At 71.7% G+C, this 20,739-nt stretch carries 21 protein-coding genes; 16 read left to right on the top strand and 5 right to left on the bottom strand.

Annotated elements, in window-relative coordinates; translation table 11 throughout:
- Nucleotides 1-52 precede the first annotated feature (52 nt).
- Nucleotides 53-1,054 (top strand): aldo/keto reductase family protein, encoded by a 1,002-nt coding sequence (locus ACFLIM_RS00720; protein WP_393160720.1) that lies wholly within the window; start codon nt 53-55, stop codon nt 1,052-1,054.
- A 67-nt stretch (nt 1,055-1,121) separates the two neighbouring features.
- Here ACFLIM_RS00720 and ACFLIM_RS00715 read toward each other — a convergent pair whose 3' ends face one another.
- Nucleotides 1,122-1,328: a hypothetical protein gene (locus tag ACFLIM_RS00715; protein WP_393160718.1), complete on the bottom strand. Its 207-nt coding sequence runs from the start codon at nt 1,326-1,328 to the stop codon at nt 1,122-1,124.
- Nucleotides 1,329-1,411: 83 nt separating this feature from the next.
- On the opposite strand from ACFLIM_RS00715, the gene ACFLIM_RS00710 reads away from it, so the two are divergent.
- Together ACFLIM_RS00710 and ACFLIM_RS00705 are read left to right on the top strand one after the other, a co-directional pair.
- Nucleotides 1,412-2,110: an SCO2322 family protein gene (locus ACFLIM_RS00710; protein WP_393160716.1), complete on the top strand. Its 699-nt coding sequence runs from the start codon at nt 1,412-1,414 to the stop codon at nt 2,108-2,110.
- 20 nt (nt 2,111-2,130) lie between these two features.
- Nucleotides 2,131-3,180: a bifunctional adenosylcobinamide kinase/adenosylcobinamide-phosphate guanylyltransferase gene (locus ACFLIM_RS00705; RefSeq protein ID WP_393160714.1), complete on the top strand. Its 1,050-nt coding sequence runs from the start codon at nt 2,131-2,133 to the stop codon at nt 3,178-3,180.
- Nucleotides 3,181-3,208: 28 nt separating this feature from the next.
- Here the strand turns inward: ACFLIM_RS00705 and ACFLIM_RS00700 are convergent, their stop codons facing one another.
- Complete coding sequence (locus ACFLIM_RS00700; protein WP_393160712.1) at nt 3,209-4,009, bottom strand: ABC transporter ATP-binding protein; 801 nt, start codon at nt 4,007-4,009, stop codon at nt 3,209-3,211.
- Nucleotides 4,010-4,043: 34 nt separating this feature from the next.
- Here ACFLIM_RS00700 and ACFLIM_RS00695 point away from each other — a divergent pair, with 34 nt between their 5' ends.
- The gene (locus ACFLIM_RS00695; protein ID WP_393160710.1) at nt 4,044-4,787 is read left to right on the top strand and encodes an adenosylcobinamide-GDP ribazoletransferase; all 744 of its coding nucleotides are present in this window, start codon (nt 4,044-4,046) and stop codon (nt 4,785-4,787) included.
- A 16-nt stretch (nt 4,788-4,803) separates the two neighbouring features.
- On the opposite strand, the gene ACFLIM_RS00690 is transcribed toward ACFLIM_RS00695, so the two are convergent.
- From ACFLIM_RS00690 to ACFLIM_RS00680, 3 genes are read right to left on the bottom strand one after another with little or no spacing between them, the layout of a single operon-like run.
- Nucleotides 4,804-5,691 (bottom strand): CPBP family intramembrane glutamic endopeptidase, encoded by an 888-nt coding sequence (locus tag ACFLIM_RS00690; RefSeq protein WP_393160708.1) that lies wholly within the window; start codon nt 5,689-5,691, stop codon nt 4,804-4,806.
- On the bottom strand, nt 5,688-6,662 hold the full coding sequence (locus ACFLIM_RS00685) for a hypothetical protein (RefSeq protein ID WP_393160706.1): 975 nt from the start codon (nt 6,660-6,662) through the stop codon (nt 5,688-5,690). The genes ACFLIM_RS00690 and ACFLIM_RS00685 overlap by 4 nt, the downstream gene beginning before the upstream one ends.
- Complete coding sequence (locus ACFLIM_RS00680; RefSeq protein WP_393160704.1) at nt 6,659-7,006, bottom strand: GntR family transcriptional regulator; 348 nt, start codon at nt 7,004-7,006, stop codon at nt 6,659-6,661. The genes ACFLIM_RS00685 and ACFLIM_RS00680 overlap by 4 nt, the downstream gene beginning before the upstream one ends.
- Nucleotides 7,007-7,111: 105 nt before the next feature.
- Between ACFLIM_RS00680 and ACFLIM_RS00675 the strand changes: the two genes are divergently transcribed.
- From ACFLIM_RS00675 to ACFLIM_RS00620, 12 genes are all read left to right on the top strand, one after another.
- Nucleotides 7,112-8,581 (top strand): leucyl aminopeptidase, encoded by a 1,470-nt coding sequence (locus ACFLIM_RS00675; protein ID WP_393160702.1) that lies wholly within the window; start codon nt 7,112-7,114, stop codon nt 8,579-8,581.
- A gap of 51 nt (nt 8,582-8,632) precedes the next feature.
- Nucleotides 8,633-9,997, top strand: a complete 1,365-nt coding sequence (gene lpdA, locus ACFLIM_RS00670; protein WP_393160700.1) for a dihydrolipoyl dehydrogenase — start codon at nt 8,633-8,635, stop codon at nt 9,995-9,997.
- A 39-nt stretch (nt 9,998-10,036) separates the two neighbouring features.
- Entirely contained in the window at nt 10,037-11,494 is a 1,458-nt protein-coding gene (gene sucB / locus ACFLIM_RS00665) for a 2-oxoglutarate dehydrogenase, E2 component, dihydrolipoamide succinyltransferase (protein WP_393160698.1), read from the top strand.
- A gap of 83 nt (nt 11,495-11,577) precedes the next feature.
- Entirely contained in the window at nt 11,578-12,471 is an 894-nt protein-coding gene (locus ACFLIM_RS00660) for a TIGR01777 family oxidoreductase (RefSeq protein ID WP_393160696.1), read from the top strand.
- A gap of 42 nt (nt 12,472-12,513) precedes the next feature.
- Nucleotides 12,514-13,251 (top strand): Type 1 glutamine amidotransferase-like domain-containing protein, encoded by a 738-nt coding sequence (locus ACFLIM_RS00655; protein ID WP_393160694.1) that lies wholly within the window; start codon nt 12,514-12,516, stop codon nt 13,249-13,251.
- 37 nt (nt 13,252-13,288) lie between these two features.
- Nucleotides 13,289-13,981, top strand: a complete 693-nt coding sequence (gene lipB, locus ACFLIM_RS00650) for a lipoyl(octanoyl) transferase LipB (RefSeq protein ID WP_393160692.1) — start codon at nt 13,289-13,291, stop codon at nt 13,979-13,981.
- Nucleotides 13,982-14,039: 58 nt separating this feature from the next.
- Nucleotides 14,040-15,023 (top strand): hypothetical protein, encoded by a 984-nt coding sequence (locus ACFLIM_RS00645; protein WP_393160690.1) that lies wholly within the window; start codon nt 14,040-14,042, stop codon nt 15,021-15,023.
- 42 nt (nt 15,024-15,065) lie between these two features.
- Entirely contained in the window at nt 15,066-15,995 is a 930-nt protein-coding gene (lipA, locus tag ACFLIM_RS00640; RefSeq protein WP_393160688.1) for a lipoyl synthase, read from the top strand.
- A 132-nt stretch (nt 15,996-16,127) separates the two neighbouring features.
- Nucleotides 16,128-17,084 carry an AraC-like ligand-binding domain-containing protein gene (locus ACFLIM_RS00635; protein ID WP_393160686.1) on the top strand — a complete coding sequence of 319 codons (957 nt, stop codon included), beginning with the start codon at nt 16,128-16,130 and terminating at the stop codon, nt 17,082-17,084.
- 86 nt (nt 17,085-17,170) lie between these two features.
- Nucleotides 17,171-17,557: a VOC family protein gene (locus ACFLIM_RS00630; protein WP_393160684.1), complete on the top strand. Its 387-nt coding sequence runs from the start codon at nt 17,171-17,173 to the stop codon at nt 17,555-17,557.
- Complete coding sequence (locus ACFLIM_RS00625; protein ID WP_393160682.1) at nt 17,533-18,339, top strand: alpha/beta fold hydrolase; 807 nt, start codon at nt 17,533-17,535, stop codon at nt 18,337-18,339. Before ACFLIM_RS00630 ends, ACFLIM_RS00625 begins: the two co-directional genes overlap by 25 nt.
- 65 nt (nt 18,340-18,404) lie before the next feature.
- On the top strand, nt 18,405-20,735 hold the full coding sequence (locus ACFLIM_RS00620) for a beta-glucosidase (RefSeq protein WP_393160680.1): 2,331 nt from the start codon (nt 18,405-18,407) through the stop codon (nt 20,733-20,735).
- Nucleotides 20,736-20,739 lie beyond the last annotated feature (4 nt).

Genomic DNA, 20,739 nt, shown 5'->3' with positions numbered 1-20,739 from the left:
GCACCCTATCCCGAAACGAATCACCCTATGGACCGGCATTAAGGTCGGATGCATGGAATTTCGACACCTTGGTCGCAGCGGCCTCAAAGTCAGCGAGATCAGCTATGGCAACTGGCTCACCCACGGCTCCCAGGTCGAGGAGGACGCCGCCAAGCAGTGTGTGCAGGCGGCGCTCGACGAGGGCATCACCACGTTCGACACCGCGGACGTCTACGCGGGGACGAAGGCCGAGGAGGTGCTCGGCCGGGCGCTGAAGGGCGTGCGCAGGGAGTCGCTGGAGATCTTCACCAAGGTCTACTGGCCGACGGGTCCCGGCCAGAACGACCGCGGCCTGTCGCGCAAGCACATCACCGAATCGATCAACGGCTCGCTGCGCCGCCTGCAGACCGACTATGTCGACCTGTACCAGGCGCACCGTTTCGACTACGAGACACCTCTGGAGGAGACCCTCAAGACTTTCGACGACCTCGTACGCCAGGGGAAGGTCCTCTACCTCGGCGTCAGCGAGTGGAACGCCGAGCAGATCGCCCAGGCCCTGAAGATTGCCGACGAGATGGGCTTCGACCGGATCGTGTCGAGCCAGCCCCAGTACTCCATGTTGTGGCGGGTCATTGAGGCCGAGGTCGTGCCGCTGAGCGAGAAGGAGGGCATCGGCCAGATCGTCTGGTCCCCGATCGGTCAGGGCGTGCTCACCGGCAAGTACGTGCCCGGCCGGCAGCCACCCGAGGGCTCCCGGGCGACCGACGCCAGTGGCGGCAGCGCCATGATCGCGCGGTTCATGAACGACGACGTGCTCACCCGCGTACAGGAGCTCAAGCCGCTCGCCGCCGACCTCGGCCTGAGCATGGCGCAGCTGGCCATCGCCTGGGTTCTGCAGAACCCGAACGTCTCCAGCGCCATCGTCGGCGCCAGCCGGCCCGAGCAGGTGCGTGACAACGTCAAGGCGGCGGGCGTCAAGCTCGAGGCCGACGTGCTGAAGCGGATCGACGACGTGCTCGGCGAGGTCGTGGAGCGCGACCCCGCCAAGACCGTGAGCCCGCGCACCCGTTCATAACCCCTCGCACCATCAAAAACCCCTTGAGCCACAACTGCGCTCAAGGGGTTTTTCAGTTACCCGGAATTCACTCCGGACGCAATGACATTCCCGCGTATTCAACGCGGTCCTCATCCAGCAAAGCCACCTGCTCAACCCCGGATTCGAGCAGGTCACGCCAGTTTTCGCCGAGCCACGACTCGGCGTCCGCCTGGCTCGGAAAAACTTCTCGCGGCAAAGGGCGATCTGTCACCTCACCACCATTTGCATTTTCATAACGCCACCGCCATGTCATGCCATACGCTCCTTTTCCGCGGGTTCGCCGGCGCACCCTCCGCAGGCACTGGAACCCTACTCCCGAGCTTGGAGGTCAATCGAATGCTGCGCGCGTATCGTGTTGCGGCTGGAGTCGCCCTCGGGGCGGCCGCCTTCCTCTCTCTCCCCTTCTCCGCCCTCGCCTCACCTTCCATCGATCCCAACGACCCGGTCCCCGGCGCGGCCGACCCGAACGCCACCCGCGTGTGGAGCGTGTGGCAGAGCGACGGCACGGCCTGGCTGGCGGCCACGGCCAAGGACGCGCCGCCGGACGGGTCCGTCATCGGCTGGCGCTTCTCGGTGGCGCTCGACGGCGCCCGAGCTCCGGCGGCCGAGTCCCCCGGCGGGGACCAGCCGTCGTTCCAGGCCGTGTGCGGCAAGGACGCCGCCGCCTCCGGGCACAAGCGCGTGGTGGTGGCGGTGGACTTCGGCGACGGGGACGCCGACGCCTACCCCGGCGACCGGCCGCCCGCCCAGGGGGCGGTCAAGTGCGTGGCGGGTGCCGAGGACGCCACCACCGCCCAGCTCCTCGCCTCGGCGGCCAGGGTGCGCGTGAACGCCCAGGGCGACGTCGTCACCGTCGACGACTACCCGGCCAGGGAGAAGGGCGGCACCGACCTCGGCGCCGCCACCGCCCCTGCCGCCGACCAGGGCGGCGGACCGCCGATCGCGCTGATCGCGGGCGGCGCGGGCGCGCTCGCCCTGCTCGCCGGCGGCGCGGTGGTGGCCACCCGCCGCCGCGCGAAGTCCCCCGCCCGATAGGTGTCGGTACGCTCGGCGCGGTGAAAGTCCTTCTCTCCGGTACGGGCGGCGGCGCGGGCTGGCCGGAACCCGGCTGCGGATGCGCTTCGTGCGCCGGGCTGCCGTCCGCCCATCGCCGCCCGTTCGAGCTGGTCGTGGACGGCGTGGTCCGGTTCCCCTTCGTCGACCTGCCGGCGGGGTACCGGGCCTGCGCGGGCGGCCTGGGGCTGACCGGTCCCGACGGTTCGGGGCTCCTCTGCCTGCCGTCGGGGCGGCCCGTGCCTGTGCCTGCGCCCGTGGATGGGCCGGCTCGGTACGACGTGGTGCTGATCGACCTCCTCGACCGGCCGGAACGGCTCGGTGAGCTGCGCCGGGCGGGGCTGGCTGACGACGCGACCCTGGTGGTGGCCGTCGGGCTGGATCATCGGGTGCGGTCGGAGGAGGAGCTGGCCAGGCGGCTGCGCTTGTGGGGCGCACTCGCCCTTCCCGACGGGACGGAGCTGGAAAGCGTCCCCGACGGGACGGAGCTGGAAAGCGGAGTGGGACCGCTAGCGGCGGCCGGAGCCGAGCGGGGCGCCCGGCGGGCGTTGTTGCTGGGCGGTTCCCGGTCGGGGAAGTCGGCCGAGGCCGAGCTGCGGCTGGCGGCGGAACCGTACGTCACCTATGTCGCCACCGGCCCGGACGGCGCGGGCGACGACGAGTGGGCGGCGCGGGTGCGGGCGCACCGGGAGCGGCGGCCCGCGCACTGGGCGACGGCCGAGACCACCGGCCTCGCCGCGGCGATCAGGGACGCCACCACGCCGCTGCTGATCGACGGGCTCGGCACCTGGCTGGCGGCGGTGTTCGACGAGCACGGGGCCTGGGAGGGCGACCGCGCACCGGTCACCGCCCGTTGCGACGAGCTGGTGGCGGCGTGGCGGCAGGCGCCGCAGCGGATCGTGGCGGTGTCCGACGAGGTGGGAATGGGCGTGGTGCCCGCCACGGCCAGCGGGCGGGCGTTCAGGGACGCGCTCGGACGGCTCAACGAACGCCTCGCCGCCGAGTCCGAGTACGTGGCGCTCGTGGTCGCGGGACGCCTGCTCGAACTGTGACAGCGCTCAGACGCCTGCGCCGGGCCGGTTACGGGCGGACGGCCCGGGCGTACCAGCGGCCGTCGAGGCGGTCCACGTGGAGTGAGCGGCCGAAGCAGTCGGAGAGGTTCGCCGGGGTGAGCACGTCCGCCACCGGCCCGGCGGCCAGCACCCGGGCGTCGCCCATCAGCATCGCGTGTGTGGTCGTCGCGGGCACCTCCTCCAGGTGGTGCGTCACGATCACGGTGGTCAGGACGGGCCGGGTCGTGGCCAGGTCCTCGACGGCGGTGATCAGGTCCTCCCGCGCGGGCAGGTCGAGCCCCGCGAACGGCTCGTCGAGCAGCAGCACCGCCGGGTCCGCCATGAGCGCCCTGGCCACCCTGATCCTGGCCCGCTCCCCCTGGGAGCACACCCGGAACGGCCGGTCCGCCAGGTCCTTGCACCCCAGGTCGGCCAGCAGCCGGTGGGCCCGGTCGCGCTCGATCTCGCCGTACTTGTCCCACAGCGGAACGCTCGTCCCCGTGTGCCCGGTGAGCACCACGGTGTGCGCGGTCGCGCCCTCCTCCTCCATCAGCTCCTCGTCGATCAGCCGCTGGCTGGAGGCGACCAGGCCGATGTGGCGGCGCAACTCCCGCAGGTCCACCCGGCCGAGCTGGTGGCCGAGCACCCTGACGGTGCCCTCGGTGGGATGCCGTACGGCGCCGGCCAGCGAGAGCAGCGTCGTCTTGCCCGCGCCGTTGGGCCCGATGATCACCCAGTGGTCGCCGTAGTCCACCTGCCAATCGACCCCGTCGAGCAGCGCCTTGCCGACGACCCGGACACCTACGCCTTCCAGTTCAACCACGTGCATCCCGCCACACTAGTGGGCCCTAGGATCGTCCGTTATGCGGCTGATGCACGGGCTGCGGTTCGCGGTCGGCACGCTCAGCGTCTTTCCGGTACGGGTCGAGCGGGTGGATCGCGAGGTCGCGGGGCAGGCGATGACACTGGCTCCGGCCGTCGGGCTGGTGCTGGGCCTGGCCGCCGGACTGCCCTTGCTCCTTCCCTGGCCGCCGTTATTGGCGGCGGCGCTGGCGCTCGGGCTGCTGGCCGTGCTGACCCGGGGTCTGCATCTGGACGGGCTCGCCGATCTCGCGGACGGGCTCGGGAGCGGCAAGCCCGCCGCTCAGGCGCTCGACATCATGAAAAAGTCGGACATCGGGCCGTTCGGGGTGATGGCGCTGGTGTTCACCCTGGTCATCCAGGTGGCCGCGCTGGCGGAGGCGGGGTACCCGGCCCTGGTGGCGGCCTGCGTGGCGGGGCGGCTGGCGCTGACCTGGGCCTGCCGGGCGAGCGTCCCCGCCGCCCGGCCAGGCGGGCTGGGGGCGATGGTAGCGGGCACGGTACGCCCTTCCGCCCCCTGGCTCGCCACCCTGGCCGCCCTGCTCGCCACGGCCGCCCTCGGCCTGGCCACCGGTCCAGGACCTGGCTTCGTGTTGCCGCTCGGCCTGCTCGCCGGGCTGGGCGTCGCCCTGCTGCTGCTCCGGCACGCCGGGCGGCGCCTGGGCGGGGTCACGGGTGATGTCCTGGGCGCGCTCGTGGAGACCGCCACGGCCGCCGCACTGGTGGTGTGCGTATTGCTGGGCTGACCGGGCGGTGGCGGGGTCAGGGGGCCGGTTGCGGCCGGCGTACCGGATAGAGGCGGAGCAGGGCCGCGCCGAGCAGGGCCAGCAGGACCCAGCCCACCAGCCCGGTGAGGCCGACCAGGACCTCGTTCGGCGGCGCGGCGGCGTCGCCGAGCAGGAGGACCTGCGCGTTGATGGCGTTCAGCGAGCCGTGTGCCACGACGGCGGGCCAGATGCTGCCCGTGCGCAGCCGCAGCCACCCGATCAGCACTCCGGCCAGCACGCAGAAGCCGATGAAGTAGAGGGCCGCCCAGGAGCCGAGGCGCGGGTAGTTGTAGCCGAGCAGGGTGAGCGGGGCGTGCCAGACGCCCCAGATGGCGCCGGAGAGCAGGAGCCCGGCGAGCATGCCGTTCGTGGAGACGAGCCGGGGCAGCAGCCAGCCGCGCCAGCCCCATTCCTCGCCGAAGGTCAGGATGGCGTTCACCACCGGGCCCGCGACGATCCCGACCACGATCTGCAGGACGGCGGCCGTGCCGAGATCGGCGGGGACCTGCAGGCCGCGCGCCTGCAGCACCGTTCTGAGCAGGCTGAACTGGTCGAGGTCCAGCGACACCAGCCCGATGGCGGCGCTGAGCCCCATCGCCAGCAGCACCAGCAGCGGGACGCCGAGCCAGGCGGCGAGCACCAGCGCGCCGGTGCGTCCCTTGCGTTCGCCGAGCGTCAGGCCGGTCTGCCTGGCCCACTCGCGGAACGGCGTGCGCGAGACCGCCCACACGCCGAGCACCCCCACGGCGGGCGTGCACATCATCAGCGACGGCGACACGGCCATCAGCGGCGAGCTCAGCCCGCCGTCGAACCAGACGGGCAGCACCGCCGCCCAGGACAACCCGAAGGCCAGGACGATGAAGATGAGGAGAGGTCTTTTCATGGTTCCACTCGCTCCGCGATGAGGGCGTTGATGAGGGATGCGCCGCGGGCGGCGTCGTCGATGCTGATCGCGAGCTGACCGCCAGAACGGTAGCGGATGATCAGGCAATCGCCGCCGCGCAGCATGATGGTGGCGCTGCCGGGCAGCCCGCGGAAGCCCCAGCCGCCGACCTGGCTCGGGTGGCGGACCTCCGGGTACGCCGAGACGATCTGGGACAGCCGGATCCTGCGCACCGGCCAGCCGAGCGGCCCGAACCCGATCGCGACCCCGTCGTCGCTCACCCGGACGGTGACCGCCGCGGTCATCACCCCGGCGACCAGCACGAGGGCGAGCGCGGGCAGCGCGGTGCCCGCGGCGGCGCCGGGGATGACGCCGATCAGCCGCAGGACGGCCAGCACGCCGATGACGGCGACCGCGACCCCGGTGACCGCGACCAGCCACGGGTTCGAGACGTGGCCGACCCAGACCGTGCGCTCGCCCGCCCGCAGGCGCAGGCGGGGCGGCCGCTCGCCCTCCGGGCGCGGCTGGTCGGGCTCGCCCCTGCCCAGGTAGCCGGCCACCACCGCGGCGGCGGCAGCGGCGAGGACGAGCGCGATGACGTGCCATCCCGACAGCCTGGCGTGCGTCCAGTCGGGCGCGTCGAGGTTGGCCAGCAGCGTGGTGAGGCGTATGCCGAGCGCGAACACGCTGGTGAAGGCGAGCGCACCGCACCAGTACGTCCGGCCGAGCCTGCGGTCCAGCGCCCGGCCGGGTACGGCGAAGGCCAGGCCGGCCAGCCAGGGCACCACCCAGAGCAGCACGCCGACGACGACGCTCGCGGTGAACGGCATCGAACCGTTGGCCACGCCGTCGGGTCCCCAGTGCGTGGCCTCCGGATCGGGCAGCCGGTCGCGCAGCGCCAGCGGAAGCAGGACCAGCGCGGCGGTGACGGCCAGGCCCCACACGGTGGCGATGAGGACTCGGGGGTTCATGACAGCTCCTCCAGGATGGTGATGAGGTCGTCGCGGCCGTAGCCGTACCTCCTGGCCTCGTCCAGCAGTTCGCGCGCCCGCTGCACGAGTAGCGCGCGGCCGTCCGCGCGGCCCGCCACGCTGACCCCGCGGCCCCGCCGGAACTCCAGCAGCCCCTCGTCCCGCAGGTCGCGCAGCGCGCGCAGCACGGTGTTGGAGTTGATGCCGAGTGCCTGGGCCAGGTCGCGGGCCGGCGGCAGGCGGTCTCCCGGGAGGTAGGAGCCCTCGCCGATGGCGCGCCGGATGGCGGCGGCCACCTGCTCGTGCAGGGGCCGCGCGTCGTTGAGATCGAGCGTCAGCAACATGGTGCTAATGACACTAGCACCAAGTCGCGAGAAACGCTGACCATTGATTGGTAGGATGAACCCCTGTTTGTGAGTACGTAGAAACCGTGGATAGCATCGGTTTACGTGACCACTGTGCGGCTGAACTCAGCAGATCCAGTCTCCATCGACACCGACGCGTTGATCGTCGGCTTCAGGTCCGGCCAGGAAGGCCCACGTGCCGCCGCAGCCGCCGAATCCCTCGACGCGGCCTTCGGCGGCAAGCTCGCCGCCTCCCTCAGCGCCGTCGCCTTCTCCGGGAAGGCCGGCGAGCTGGCCAAGCTGCCGACGTTCGGCGCCATCGCCGCTCCGCTGCTGGTCGCGGTCGGCCTGGGCGACTCCCCTGACGCCGAGGGCCTGCGCAGGGCCGCGGGGGCCGCCGTGCGCTCCCTCGCCGGCACCTCTCGCGCCGCGCTGGCCCTGCCCGCGGGCAGCCCTGAGGAGGCCGAGGCCGTCGCGCTGGGCGGGCTGCTCGGCGCGTACGCGTTCTCCCGCTACCGGACGAACGGCGAGCAGAAGGCGCCGGTGGCCGAGCTCACGGTGGTCTCGGCGCAGCCGGCGGGCATCGCGGAGCGCGCGGGCGTGCTGGCCGAGTCCGTCGCGCTGGTCCGCGACCTGGTCAACACGCCTCCTTCCGACCTGTGGCCGGCCAAGTTCGCCGAGATCGCCGAGCAGTCGGGCGGCAAGGCCGGGCTGACTGTGGAGGTGCTCGACGACCAGCAGCTCAAGGACGCCGGCTACGGCGGACTCGTCGGCGTCGGCCAGGGCTCGGTCAACGGGCCGCGCCTCGTCCGCCTGTCCTACAGCCACCCGGACGCGGGCAAGACGCTGGCGTTCGTGGGCAAGGGCATCACGTTCGACTCGGGCGGCCTGAACCTCAAGCCGTCGGCCTCCATGGCCTGGATGAAGTCCGACATGGGCGGCGCGGGCGCCGTGCTGGGCGCGCTGATCGGCATCGCCAGGCTCGACCTGCCGGTGAACGCCGTCGGCTACCTCTGCCTGGCCGAGAACCTGCCGAGCGGCACCGCGCAGCGCCCGTCCGACGTCATCCACAGCTACAGCGGCAAGACGGTCGAGGTGCTCGACACCGACGCCGAAGGGCGCCTGGTGCTCATGGACGGCATCGCCCGCGCCGCCGAGGACGACCCCGACGTGATCGTCGACGTCGCCACCCTCACCGGCGCGCAGATCGTCGCGCTCGGCTGGCGCACCGCCGGCGTCATGTCCAACGACGACGCCGTCAGGGAGCTGGTCCTCGAGGTCGCCAAGGGCGCCGGCGAGGGCGCCTGGGGCATGCCGCTGCCAGAGGAGCTGCGCAAGGGTCTCGACTCGCCGATCGCCGACATCGCCAACCTCCACCCGGAGCGATGGGGCGGCATGCTGGCGGCGGGCATCTTCCTGAAGGAGTTCGTGCCCGATGGGGTGCGCTGGGCCCACATCGACATGGCCGGGCCCGCCTTCAACAGCGGCGAGCCGCACGGTTACACGCCGAAGGGCGGCACGGGCGCCATCACCCGCACCCTCATCGGACTGGCAGAGCGGCACGCGAGCATCTGAAACAAATGAAAAGATGACGGCATCACGAACACCCCGACAAGGAGCCTTCCTGTGGCCTATGACATCGTCGTCCTAGGTGGCGGCAGCGGCGGTTACGCCTGCGCGCTTCGGGCGGCCGAGCTGGGCAAGTCGGTCGCCCTGATCGAAAAGGACAAGATCGGCGGCACCTGCCTCCACAGGGGATGCATCCCCACGAAGGCCCTGCTGCACTCCGCCGAGGTCGCCGACGAGACCCGCGAGAGCGAGTCGTTCGGCGTCAAGGCGCGCTTCGACGGCATCGACGTCCAGGGCGTCCACGCGTTCAAGGACAAGATCGTCACGCGGGCCTGGAAGGGCGTGCAGGGCCTGCTCAAGGGCGCGGGCGTGACGGTCGTCGAGGGCGAGGGCCGGCTGGCCGGCGCCAACAGGATCCAGGTGGGCCAGGAGGTCTACGAGGGCCGCAACCTCGTCCTGGCCACCGGCTCGGCGCCGAAGTCGCTGCCGGGCCTGGAGATCGACGGCGAGCGCGTCATCACCAGCGAGCACACCCTCAAGATGGACCGCGTGCCCACTTCGGTGATCGTGCTGGGCGGCGGCGTGATCGGCGTCGAGCTGGCCAGCGTCTACCGCTCGTTCGGGGCCGAGGTCACGATCGTCGAGGCGCTGCCGCACCTGCTGCCGACCGAGGAGGAGTCCAGCTCCAAGCTGCTCGAGCGGGCCTTCCGCCGCCGCGGCATCAAATACGAGCTCGGCGTCTTCTTCGACAGCGCCAAGACCACCGAGACCGGCGTGGTCGTCACGCTGGCCAACGGCAAGACCCTGGACGCCGAGCTGCTGCTGGTGGCCGTCGGCCGGGGCGCGGTGTCGGCGGGCATGGGCTTCCAGGAGCAGGGCATCACCGTCGAGCGCGGCGCGGTCGTGGTCGACGAGCACTGCCAGACGTCCCTGCCCGGCGTCTACGCCATCGGCGACCTGATCCCGACGCTGCAGCTCGCGCACGCCGGGTTCGCCGAGGGCATCATGGTGGCCGAGCACATCGCGGGCCTCAACCCGCCGCCGATCGACTACGCGGGCGTGCCGCGGATCACCTACTCTGACCCCGAGGTGGCCTCGGTCGGCATCACCTCGGCGCAAGCGGCCGAGCGCGGCATCGAGATCGTCGAGCAGGTCTACGACCTCGCGGGAAACCCCAAGAGCCAGATTCTCGGCACCTCGGGCGCCGTGAAGGTCATCGCCCAGAAGGACGGCCCCGTCGTCGGTGTCCACATGGTGGGCCGGCGCATCGGTGAGCTCGTCACCGAGGGCCAGCTGATCTACAACTGGGAGGCGCTGCCGTCAGAGGTCGCCCAGCTCGTCCATGCACACCCGACCCAGTCCGAGGCCGTTGGTGAGGCGATGCTGGCCCTGGCCGGCAAGCCGCTGCACGTACACAACTAGTCCAAGCCCTCGAGATCAGAACGCGAGAGAAGAATAACGATGCCGGTCTCCGTACAGATGCCCCAGCTCGGCGAGAGCGTGACCGAGGGCACGGTAACCCGTTGGCTGAAGAAGGAGGGCGAGCGCGTCGAGGCTGACGAGCCGCTCCTCGAAGTGTCGACCGACAAGGTCGACACCGAGATCCCGTCGCCGTCCGCGGGTGTCCTCACCAAGATCGTCGTGGCTGAGGACGAGACGGTCGAGGTCGGGGCGGAGCTCGCCATCATCGACGAGAGCGGTCAGGCGGGCGCCCCGGCGGCGGCCCCGGTAGCGGCCCCCGCGCCGGCTCCGCAGCGCGAGCCGGAGCCCGAGCCCGCGCCGGCTCCTCCTGTCTCCTCGATCCCGCAGCCCGCGCCGCCGGCGCCCCCGGCTCCCGCTCCGGCGCCTGCCCCACAGGCCGCTCCCCCGGTGCAGCCGTCGCCGATCGCCACCACGCCGGCCGCCGAGCCCACGCCGCTGCCGTCCACGGGTGAGAGCCCCTACGTGACGCCGCTGGTGCGCAAGCTCGCCAACGAGCACGGTGTCGACCTCGACTCGATCAACGGCACCGGCGTGGGCGGCCGGATCCGCAAGCAGGATGTGCTCGAGGCGGCCAAGGCGCAGCGCGAGCAGGCCGCCGCGGCTCAGGCGGCCCCGGCTCCCGCCGCCCAGCCCGCCCCGGTCGCCGTTGCTCCGGCTGCGGCCCCGCAGGCTCCGGTCGCCGCCGCTCCCGAGGCGGTGGAGGTCGACACGACGCTGCGCGGCCGTACGGAGAAGATGTCGCGTCTGCGCCAGACGATGTCGAAGCGGCTGGTCGAGTCGCTGCAGACGGCGGCCCAGCTCACCACGGTGGTCGAGGTCGACGTCACCAAGATCGCGCGGCTGCGCGACCAGTCGAAGGCCGACTTCCTGCGGCGCGAGGGCGTCAAGCTGTCGTTCATGCCGTTCTTCGAGATGGCCGCCATCGAGGCGCTCAAGCAGCACCCGAAGCTCAACGCGACGATCAACAACGAGACCATGGAGGTCACCTACTTCGACGTCGAGCACCTGGGCATCGCGGTCGACACCGAGCGGGGCCTGATCGCGGCGGTCATCAAGAACGCCGGCGACCTCAACCTGGCCGGGCTCGCCCGCAAGACGGCCGACCTGGCCGAGCGCACGCGCGCCAACAAGGTGACGCCCGACGAGATCACCGGCGGCACGTTCACGCTGACGAACACGGGCAGCCGCGGGGCCCTGTTCGACACGCCGATCCTCAACCAGCCGCAGGTCGGCATGCTCGGCACGGGCGCCGTCGTGAAGCGGCCCGTGGTGATCGACACGCCCGAGGGCGAGGTCATCGCGGTGCGGTCGATGGTGTACCTGGCGCTGACCTACGACCACCGCCTGGTGGACGGGGCGGACGCGGCGCGCTTCCTGACGACGGTGAAGCGCCGTCTGGAGGAGGGCCGCTTCGAGGCGCAGCTCGGCCTCTCCTAGGCACGTCGGGCGAAGGCCGGGCGGTCCGTGTGGGCCGTCCGGCCTTCGCGTGCGGCCGTCCGGTGGCGGCGTAGTGTGGGCTTATGGCGATCATCGTGACGGGGGCGTCGGGGCTGCTCGGAAGCGCGCTGGTGGAGGCGTTGCGGGCCGACGGCCAGGAGGTCATCAGGCTCGTACGCCGTAAGCCCCGCGCCGCCGACGAGGCGTTCTGGCAGCCCGCCGAGCAGGTGGTCGACCTGGCCGCGCTCGAAGGCGCCGAGGGCGTGGTCCACCTGGCCGGGGCGTCGATCGGGGACCGGCGGTGGAGCGAGGCCTACAAGCGGGAGCTGGTGGCCAGCCGGGTGGAGGGCACGCGGGTGCTCGTCAACGCGTTGCGGGAGCTGTCGAGGCCGCCCGAGGTGCTCGTGTCCGCCTCCGGGGTCGACTTCTACGGCGACACGGGCGACCGGGAGATCGACGAGAGCCAGGGCAAGGGCGCCGGGTTCCTGGCGGACCTGTGCGAGCAGTGGGAGGGCGAGGCCAGGCGGGCCGGGGAGTCGGGGATCAGGACCGTGCAGCTGCGTTCGGGGCTGGTGCTCAGCCGGCGCGGCGGGATGCTCGGGCGGGTGTTGCCGATCTTCAAGATCGGGCTGGGGGCGCCGCTCGGGTCGGGGAAACAATACTGGTCGTGGATCACCGTGGACGACTGGGCGCGGGCCGTACTCCATGTATTGAAAAATCGGGATATTTCCGGGCCGGTTAATCTGACCTCCCCCTCCCCCGTCACCAACGCCGAATTCACCCGCACACTCGGAAAAGCCCTGCGCAGGGGCACGATGCCGATCCCCGTTCCGGCTTTCGCGCTGTCCGCCGGGCTCGGCGAGTTCGCCCGCGAGGGATTGCTGCCCGGGCACCGGATCCTGCCGAAGAAGCTGCTGGACAGCGGTTTCCGCTTCACCCATACCTCTCTCGGAGAGGCGCTCAGCGACGTACTCTAGGATGCCGTTCGTCTTCTTTCATTACGTGGGGAGAATCTTGACATGAGCGGGTCAGGGCAATCGCACATCCTCGCCATCGGCGGTGGATCGTTCCGTCAGAGCAGGCGTCACAACTTCATCGAGGCCAGCCCACTGCTGCGCTACGGCCTCGATCTGACCGGGCAGGACCGGCCGAAGCTGGGCCTTGTCGCCACCGCGGGGGGTGACTCGGCGGACTGGCTGCTGAAGATGTACGGCGCCTTCGCGGGCTGGGACGTCGAGCTGAGCCATCTGACGGTGTTCCCGATGCCCAACGTCGAGGATCCCGCGGCGTGGATGCTCGAACAGGACATGATCTATGTCAGCGGGGGCAGCGTGGCCAATTTGATGGCGTTGTGGCGGCTGCACGGGTTCGACGAGGCTTTCGCGGAGGCGTGGCGGGCCGGAGTGGTGCTCTCGGGGCAGAGCGCGGGCGCGTTGTGCTGGCACGTCGGCGGCAACACCGACTCCTTCGGCCCCGACCTGCGGGTGTGGGCCGAGGGCCTGGGCTTGCTGCCCTACTCGTGCGGCGTGCACTACAACGCCGAGCCGCAGCGCCGCCCGCTGCTGCAGAAGTCGGTGGCCGAGGGCGAGCTGCCCGGTGGCTACGCCGCCGACGAGGGTGTGGCGCTGCACTACGTGGGCACGGAGTTCATCCAGGCGGTGACCGTCGATCCGGGCGGCTACGCGTACAAGGTGGACAGCGACGGGGCGGGCGGCGTCAAGGAGCTGAGGATCGAGCCACGGCTACTGACCCCCTGATTACCCTTCAAGGGTGAGGCAACGGCACAATAGGCTCATGCGCCCCATCCCCGGGGACGATCCCCACGCACTCGCCATCGTCCGACTTGGCGTCGACGTCCCCTACGAGCAGGCCTGGTCGCTGCAGCGCTGGGTGCACGGCAAGCGGGTCGCCGGAGAGCTGACCGACACCGTCCTGATCCTCGAGCACGCGCCCGTCTACACCGCGGGCAAGCGCACCGCGCCGCACGAGCGCCCGGCCGACGGCACGCCGGTCGTCGACGTCGATCGGGGCGGCCGCCTCACCTGGCACGGTCCCGGACAGCTCGTCGCCTACCCGATCGTCGCCATCACCGACGTGACCGCGTTCGCCTGCCGCCTGGAGGACACGATGATCCAGGTCTGCGCCGACTTCGGCGTCACGGCCAGGCGGGTGCGGGGCCGCGGCGGCGTCTGGGCGGCCGGCGACGCCAGCCTCGGCCTGCCCGACCGCCAGCTGGGCGCGGTCGGCCTGCGTGTCGCGCGCGGCGTCACCATGCACGGCTTCGCCCTCAACTGCGCCAACGACCCCCGCTGGTTCAACCGGATCGCGCCGTGCGGCATCCCCGACGTGGGCGTCTCCTCGTTGTCGGCGGAGACGGGCCGGCGCATCGTGGTGGAGGAGGTCATGCCGATCGCGGAGAAGCGGCTGGCGGAGGCGCTCGGCCTGGAGTCGTACGAACTCCACGAAGAGGACCTTCTCCGGCGGTAACCGAATCGGCATCTAATAGCGGCGAAATTCCGGATTTATCCGGCTTACGATCTCCCGTGTGAAGCGCCTCTTCGCTTTCGTCCTCGCGCTCATGGTGCACCTGCTGACCCTGGGCTTCGTCCTGCTGGGCGCGTGGGTCATCCTGAACCACCTCGACTCCCTCCTGGCCTGGCTGGTCGGTGGCGTGAGCCTGGCCGTCGGATGGGCGCTGCGGCCGCGCCTGGGCCGCCTGCCCGCCGACGCCGAGGTGCTCGACCGCTCCTCGGCCATGGAGCTGTACGCCGCCGCGGACCGCGTGGCCGACCAGGTCGGCGTCGGGCGGCCCAGGAAGGTGGCGATCAGGGACCTGGCCACGGAGACCCGCTATGACCGCGTCGGCCTGCCGCGTACCCCGGTGCTGGTCGTCGGCCTGCCGCTGTGGCTGGCGTTGCCGCCCAGGCAGCGGGTGGTCCTGCTGGCCATGGCGTACGCGGGGGTACCGACCGGGGCTGAGCTGGTCGTGAGCGGCGCCCTGTTCACGCTGGACGCCTGGCGTGACGCGCTGATGGGGGCCCGGCCGTTGCAGGTCAGGCAGGAGGCCCAGACCAAGATCGCGGCTTCCTCGCTGGGCGGGATGGATCACCCGGGGACCACGTACGAGGTCGCGAGCGGGATCGGCCGCGACCTCGGCCGGGTGCTCGGCGGCCCCGTGCTGCTGCTGGAGTACGCACTGTCCAAGCTGGCCCGCGCCGGCGAGAGCCGTACCGCGCAGCGGCAGCAGGCGCTTGCACTGCGGGTCGCCTCCGAGCGGGAGCTGGCGAAGCTGGACGAGCTGGCGGCCGGCGGCGGCTACCTGGCGCCGATGCAGGCGGCGGCGCTGCGCGGCGAGAGCGCGTCGTCGATCAGGCAGGGCGTGCTGGCCAGGTCCAGGCTCACCGACGACGGCGTGCTCACCTCGGCCCCGCACTCCGAGCTGCTCGGGACGCGGGACTCCGAGCGGATCGACGACGAGCTGCTCGCCCACTACACGCGTGCGATCCGCGGTTTCGGTCTCATCACCTGACCCTCGAACCGGCCGGTTCAACAGGAGACGTAAGCTGAGAGCGTGACCGTTGCCCCTGAAGGCCGAAAGCTCCTCCGCTTGGAGGTGCGTAACGCCGAAACCCCTATCGAGCGCAAGCCCCCGTGGATCAAGACCAAGCTGAAGACGGGCCCCGAATACACCGAGCTGAAATCGCTCGTGCGCCGGGAGGGCCTGCACACGGTCTGTGAAGAGGCGGGCTGTCCCAATATCTACGAGTGCTGGGAAGACCGCGAGGCGACCTTCCTCATCGGCGGCGACCAGTGCACGCGCCGCTGCGACTTCTGCCAGATCGACACGGGCAAGCCGAAGGCGTACGACCGTGACGAGCCGCGCCGGGTGGCCGAGTCCGTCCAGCAGATGGGCCTGAAATACGCGACCGTGACCGGTGTGGCCCGTGACGACCTGCCCGACGGCGGGGCCTGGCTCTACGCCGAGACCGCCCGCCAGATCCACGGCCTGCTGCCGGGCTGCGGCGTCGAGCTGCTGGTGCCCGACTTCAACGGCGACCGCGACCAGCTGGAGGAGGTCTTCTCCAGCAGGCCGGAGGTGTTCGCGCACAACATCGAGACGGTGCCGCGGATCTTCAAGCGGATCCGTCCCGCGTTCCGCTACGACCGCTCGCTCGCGGTGATCACGATGGCCCGCGAGGCCGGGCTGGTCACCAAGTCCAACCTGATCCTGGGCATGGGCGAGACGCGCGAGGAGATCGTCGAGGCCATGCGCGACCTGCACGCGGCGGGCACCGACCTGCTGACGATCACCCAATACCTGCGGCCGACGCCGCGCCACCACCCGGTGGAGCGGTGGGTGAAGCCGGAGGAGTTCGTGGAGCTGCAGGCCGAGGCGGAGGCCATCGGGTTCGCCGGTGTCCTGTCCGGCCCGCTGGTCCGCTCGTCCTACCGGGCGGGCAGGCTCTACAAGCAGGCCATCGAGGCTCGCCAGACCGCTTGAGATCGGCAAGCACAGCCCCGGGTGCGCCCGGGGCTGCTTCATGTCCGGAGGGCCGGTGGGGTGGTTTGGGCGGCTTTCCGGAGCTGAGGGGCGTCGCTAGCATGGCAGGGCAACCGACGGAGGGCGACGGGCATGGCCGTTCTGATCCGCACGAGTGACCTGCCCGCCGAGCGTCGTCACGACGCCTGGCGCAGCATCGTGTGCGACACGCTGGGCCCGCTCGACCTGCGGATCGACCCCGACGCGCCGCTGCGGGGCCAGATCGAGTTCGGCAAGCTCGGCTCCGTGGGTGTCGGCAGCATCCGCACGTCCACGCCGCACAGCGTCCACCGGACCTCGGGCCTGATCCATCGCGACAATCCCGACCTCTACCGGGTAGTGCTGACCTTGTCGGGCAGCCCGCGGATCTCCCAGGACGGCCGGCAGACGCAGCTCAGCCGGGGCGAGTTCGCGATCTACGACTTCACCCGGCCCTACGAGCTGGCCTACGACTCGGCGGTGCGGCTCGCGGTGTTCAGCTTCCCGCGCGACCTGCTCACAGTGCCGGTCGACTCGGTCGCGGCGCTGGCCGCGGTCCCCATCACCGCGGAGTCCGGTGCCGCCGCGCTGGCCGTGCCGCTGCTGCGCCGGGTGGCCCTCAACCACGAGACCTACCAGCCGGGCAGCGCCGCGAGGTTGTCGACCGTGGTGATGGACCTGGTCAGCACCGCCGTGGCCGAACGGGCCGAGCAGACCCGGTCGCTGCCGCCCGACTCGCGGCAACGCATGTTGCTGCTGCAGGTCCACGCCTTCATCGAGCAGCGCCTGGGCGAGATCGACCTCGACCCGGCCACCGTGGCGGCCGCGCACCACATCTCCGTGCGCTACTTACACCGGTTGTTCGAGTCGGAGCACACGACGGTGGCCGCCTGGATCAGGCAGCGCCGCCTGGAGCGTTGCCGCACGGAGCTGGCCCAGGGCAGGACCGAGTCCGTGAGCGAGATCGGGGCCCGGTGGGGGCTGCCGGACTCGGCGCATTTCAGCAGGTTGTTCCGGCGCGCGTACGGGCTGCCACCCGCCGAATACCGCCGGCTCAACACCGTGCGCTGAACGTCAATCCGCCTGGCGCCCAGATCCAAGACCGGCGAGCCCCCGGACGGCAGACTGGGGGCGAATCGATGAGAAGGGACCAGGAAATGCAGCTCTTCGTCAACCTGCCGGTCAAGGATCTGGACCGGTCGAAGAAGTTCTTCACCGACCTCGGCTTCGACCTGTTCGGCATGGCCGAGGACATGGCGTCGGTGATCATCAGCGAGCAGACGCAGGTCATGTTGCTGACCGAGCCGACGTTCGCCTCGTACATCACCAAGGAGATCGCCGACGCCGGCAAGGCCACGGAGGCCGTCCTGGTGCTGGGACTGGAGAACCCGGCCCAGGTGGACGAGCTGGTGGACAAGGCGCTGGCGGCGGGCGCGACCCCCGCGGGCGTCCAGCAGGAGGACGGCTTCAGGTACCAGCGCGGCTTCGCCGACCTCGACGGCCACCACTGGGAGGCGCTGTGCCTGGTGCAGCCCGCCGGCTGAGCGGCAAGGCGACCTCGGCGGACGGCACCGCCATCGCCTTCGACCGCTGCGGCGCGGGCCCGGCGGTCGTCCTGGTCCAGGGCGCGTTCGCGGACAGGGGACACCCCATGATGACCGCCATCGCGGCCGCCCTGGCGCCGTGGTTCACGGTGGTCAACTATGACCGCAGGGGCCGCGGCGACAGCGGGGACACCCAGCCGTACGCCGTCGAGCGGGAGATCGAGGACCTGGCGGCCGTCATCGAGGTGGCGGGCGGCTCGGCCATGGTGTTCGGCGGATCGTCGGGCGCGGCACTGGCGCTCGAGGCGGCCGCGGTGACCCCGGCCATCTCGAAGCTGGCCCTGTGGGAGCCGCCGTACCACCTGGACGACAGCGCCCCCGCGCTGCCGGACGACTTCGCGGCGCAGCTCGACGCACTGGTCAGGGCGGGCAGGCGGGCGGAGGTGGTGGAGCGGTTCATGGTGGCGGCCGAGGTGCCGCCGGCGGCCGTGGCGGCGATGCGCGCGCAGCCGTCCTGGCCGCAGGCCGAGGCGGTGGCGCACACCCTCGCCTACGAGGCGGCCGTGCTGGGCTCCGGGAATGCCCTGGCCGGCCGGCTCGCCGGCGTCACGCAGCCGACGCTCGTGCTCAACGGCGAGAACAGCCCTCTGTGGATGGCGAACGCGGGGCTGGCGGTCGCGGCGGCGGTGCCCGGCGCGGTGCGCCGCGTGCTGGCGGACCAGGCGCACAACGTGGCGGTCGAGGCGCTGGTGCCGGAGCTGCTGGAGTTCTTCGTGGCGTGACGGCTTTACGTGACGCGGAGATGGCGAACCTATCGAGCGCTCGGTTCGCTGGCGAAGATGTGTTCGTGGACTTCGACGAACTCATCGGCCGGCTCGACCTCGCCACCAAGATCCGCCTGCTCACCGGGGCCGGCATGTGGTCGCTCCCGCCGCTGCCCGAGATCGGCCTCGACCGGCTCGTGATGAGCGACGGCCCCATCGGCGTACGCGGTGAGCAGTGGAGCTCCACCGACCCCTCGATCGCCCTGCCGAGCCCGACGGCGCTGGCCGCGACCTGGGACGTGGACCTGGTCAGGCGGGCCGGGCGGCTGCTCGCCCAGGAGGCCCGGCGCAAGGGCGTGCACGTCCTGCTCGCCCCCACCCTCAACCTGCACCGCTCCCCGCTCGGCGGCCGGCACTTCGAGTGCTTCTCCGAGGACCCGTACCTGACGGGCGAGATCGGCGCCGCCTACGTCGAGGGCGTCCAGGAGGGCGGGGTCGCCACCACGCCCAAGCACTTCGTGGCCAACGACTTCGAGACCGAGCGCTTCACCGTGGACGTCCGGGTGAGCGAGCGGGCGCTGCGTGAGGTGTACCTGCGGCCGTTCGAGCGGGTGGTGGGTGCGGGTGCGTGGGGTGTCATGACCGCGTACAACTCGGTGAACGGCACCACCATGACCGAGCACGCGGACCTGGTGAACGGGGTGTTGAAGGGCGAGTGGGGGTTCGACGGGCTGGTGGTGTCCGACTGGACGGCGGTGCGCACGACCGAGGCCGCCGCCCTGGGCGGGACGGACGTGGCCATGCCCGGCCCGTCTGGGCCCTGGGGGAAGCGGTTGGAGGCGGCGGTGCGGGAGGGGCGCGTGCCCGAGTCGGCCGTCGACGACCGTGTCCGCCGCATCCTGCGCCTGGCCGAGCGTGTCGGCGCACTGCGCGGCCCGGAGCCGCGCGGGACCGAGCGGCCCGTCGATGGGGTGGCGCTGGCCCGGGAGGTGGCCGCGCGCGGGTTCACGCTGCTCACCAACGACGGCATCCTGCCGTTCGACGGCGTCCGGACACTCGCCGTGATCGGGTCCGCCACCGCCGAGGCGCGCGTCATGGGTGGCGGGAGCGCACAGGTCTTCCCCGACCGGATCGTCTCGCCGCTCCAGGGTCTCAGCGAACGCACCCAGGTCCGGTACGCGCTCGGCACCGATCCCCGCATCCGCCTGTCACCGCTCTCCGGCCCGGCCCAGGCCGCGTTCCTGGACGCGGAGGGTGGCATGCTGGCCGAACATCGGCTGGCCACCGCCGAGGTGCGGTGGATCGGCCAGTTGCCGCGCGACGTGGACGGCGACCGGCTCAAGGCGGTGCGGTTGCGGGCCGCGTACGTACCGGAGGTCTCCGGCGAGCACCGGTTGTCCGTCGCCGGGGTGGGCGCCTACACCGTCACCGTCAACGGCGAGACCGTCTTGGACGAGAGCATCGAGCCGCCCGGCGACCCGGCCGTGGCGTTCCTGTCCCCGCCCGAGCGGCGGGTGAGCGTGCCGATGACGGCCGGGCAGCGGTATGAGGTGGCCGTGACGCATCCGGCAGGGGTGTTCGGCGGCCTGGCGTTCGTCTCCTTCACGCTCGGCCACGCCGCCCCGGCCCCCGGCGAGGACGAGCTCATGGCGGAGGCGTTGCGGGTGGCGGCGGAGTGCGACGTTGCGGTGGTCGTGGCCGCGACCACGCCGGAGGTGGAGAGCGAGGGCTTCGACCGCTCGGACCTCGCGTTGCCGGGACGGCAGGACGAGCTGATCCACGCGGTGACGGCGGCGAACCCGCGCACCGTGGTCGTGGTGAACGCGGGCTCGCCGGTCGAGCTGCCGTGGCTGGAGGAGGTGGCGGCCGTGCTGCTCACCTGGTTCCCGGGGCAGGAGGCGGGGGCGGCGCTGGCCGACGTGCTGTTCGGGGACACCGAGCCGGGCGGGCGGCTGCCCACGACCTGGCCACGGCGGTTGGCGGACGCTCCCGTGGTGAAGGTGACGCCGGTGGACGGCGTGGTGGCGTACGACGAGGGGGTGTCGATCGGGTACCGGGCATGGGAGGGGCGGACGCCCATGTTCTGGTTCGGGCACGGCCTGGGCTACACGACCTGGTCGTACGACTCCATCGCCGCCGAGGGCGCGAGCGTGACGGTGGCCCTCACCAACACGGGGCCGCGGCCCGGCCGCGAGGTCGTGCAGATCTACCTGTCCAACGGGTCCGGTCGCAGGCTGGCCGGGTTCGACGTGGTCGAGGCCGAGCCCGGAGAGACGGTGATCACGACGATCTTCCTGCCGGAACGCGCCTTCCAGGTCTGGGAGGGCGGGTGGCGGACGGTCGAGGGCGAGTACACGCTGGAAGCCGCACACCACGTGGCCGATCTGCGACTGTCGGTCACCGTGAAGGTCTGATCGT

This window comes from Nonomuraea marmarensis (assembly GCF_043197025.1).
In the GTDB taxonomy this organism is placed as follows: Bacteria; Actinomycetota; Actinomycetes; order Streptosporangiales; family Streptosporangiaceae; genus Nonomuraea; species Nonomuraea marmarensis.
This window is presented reverse-complemented; position numbering and strand designations above follow the sequence as displayed.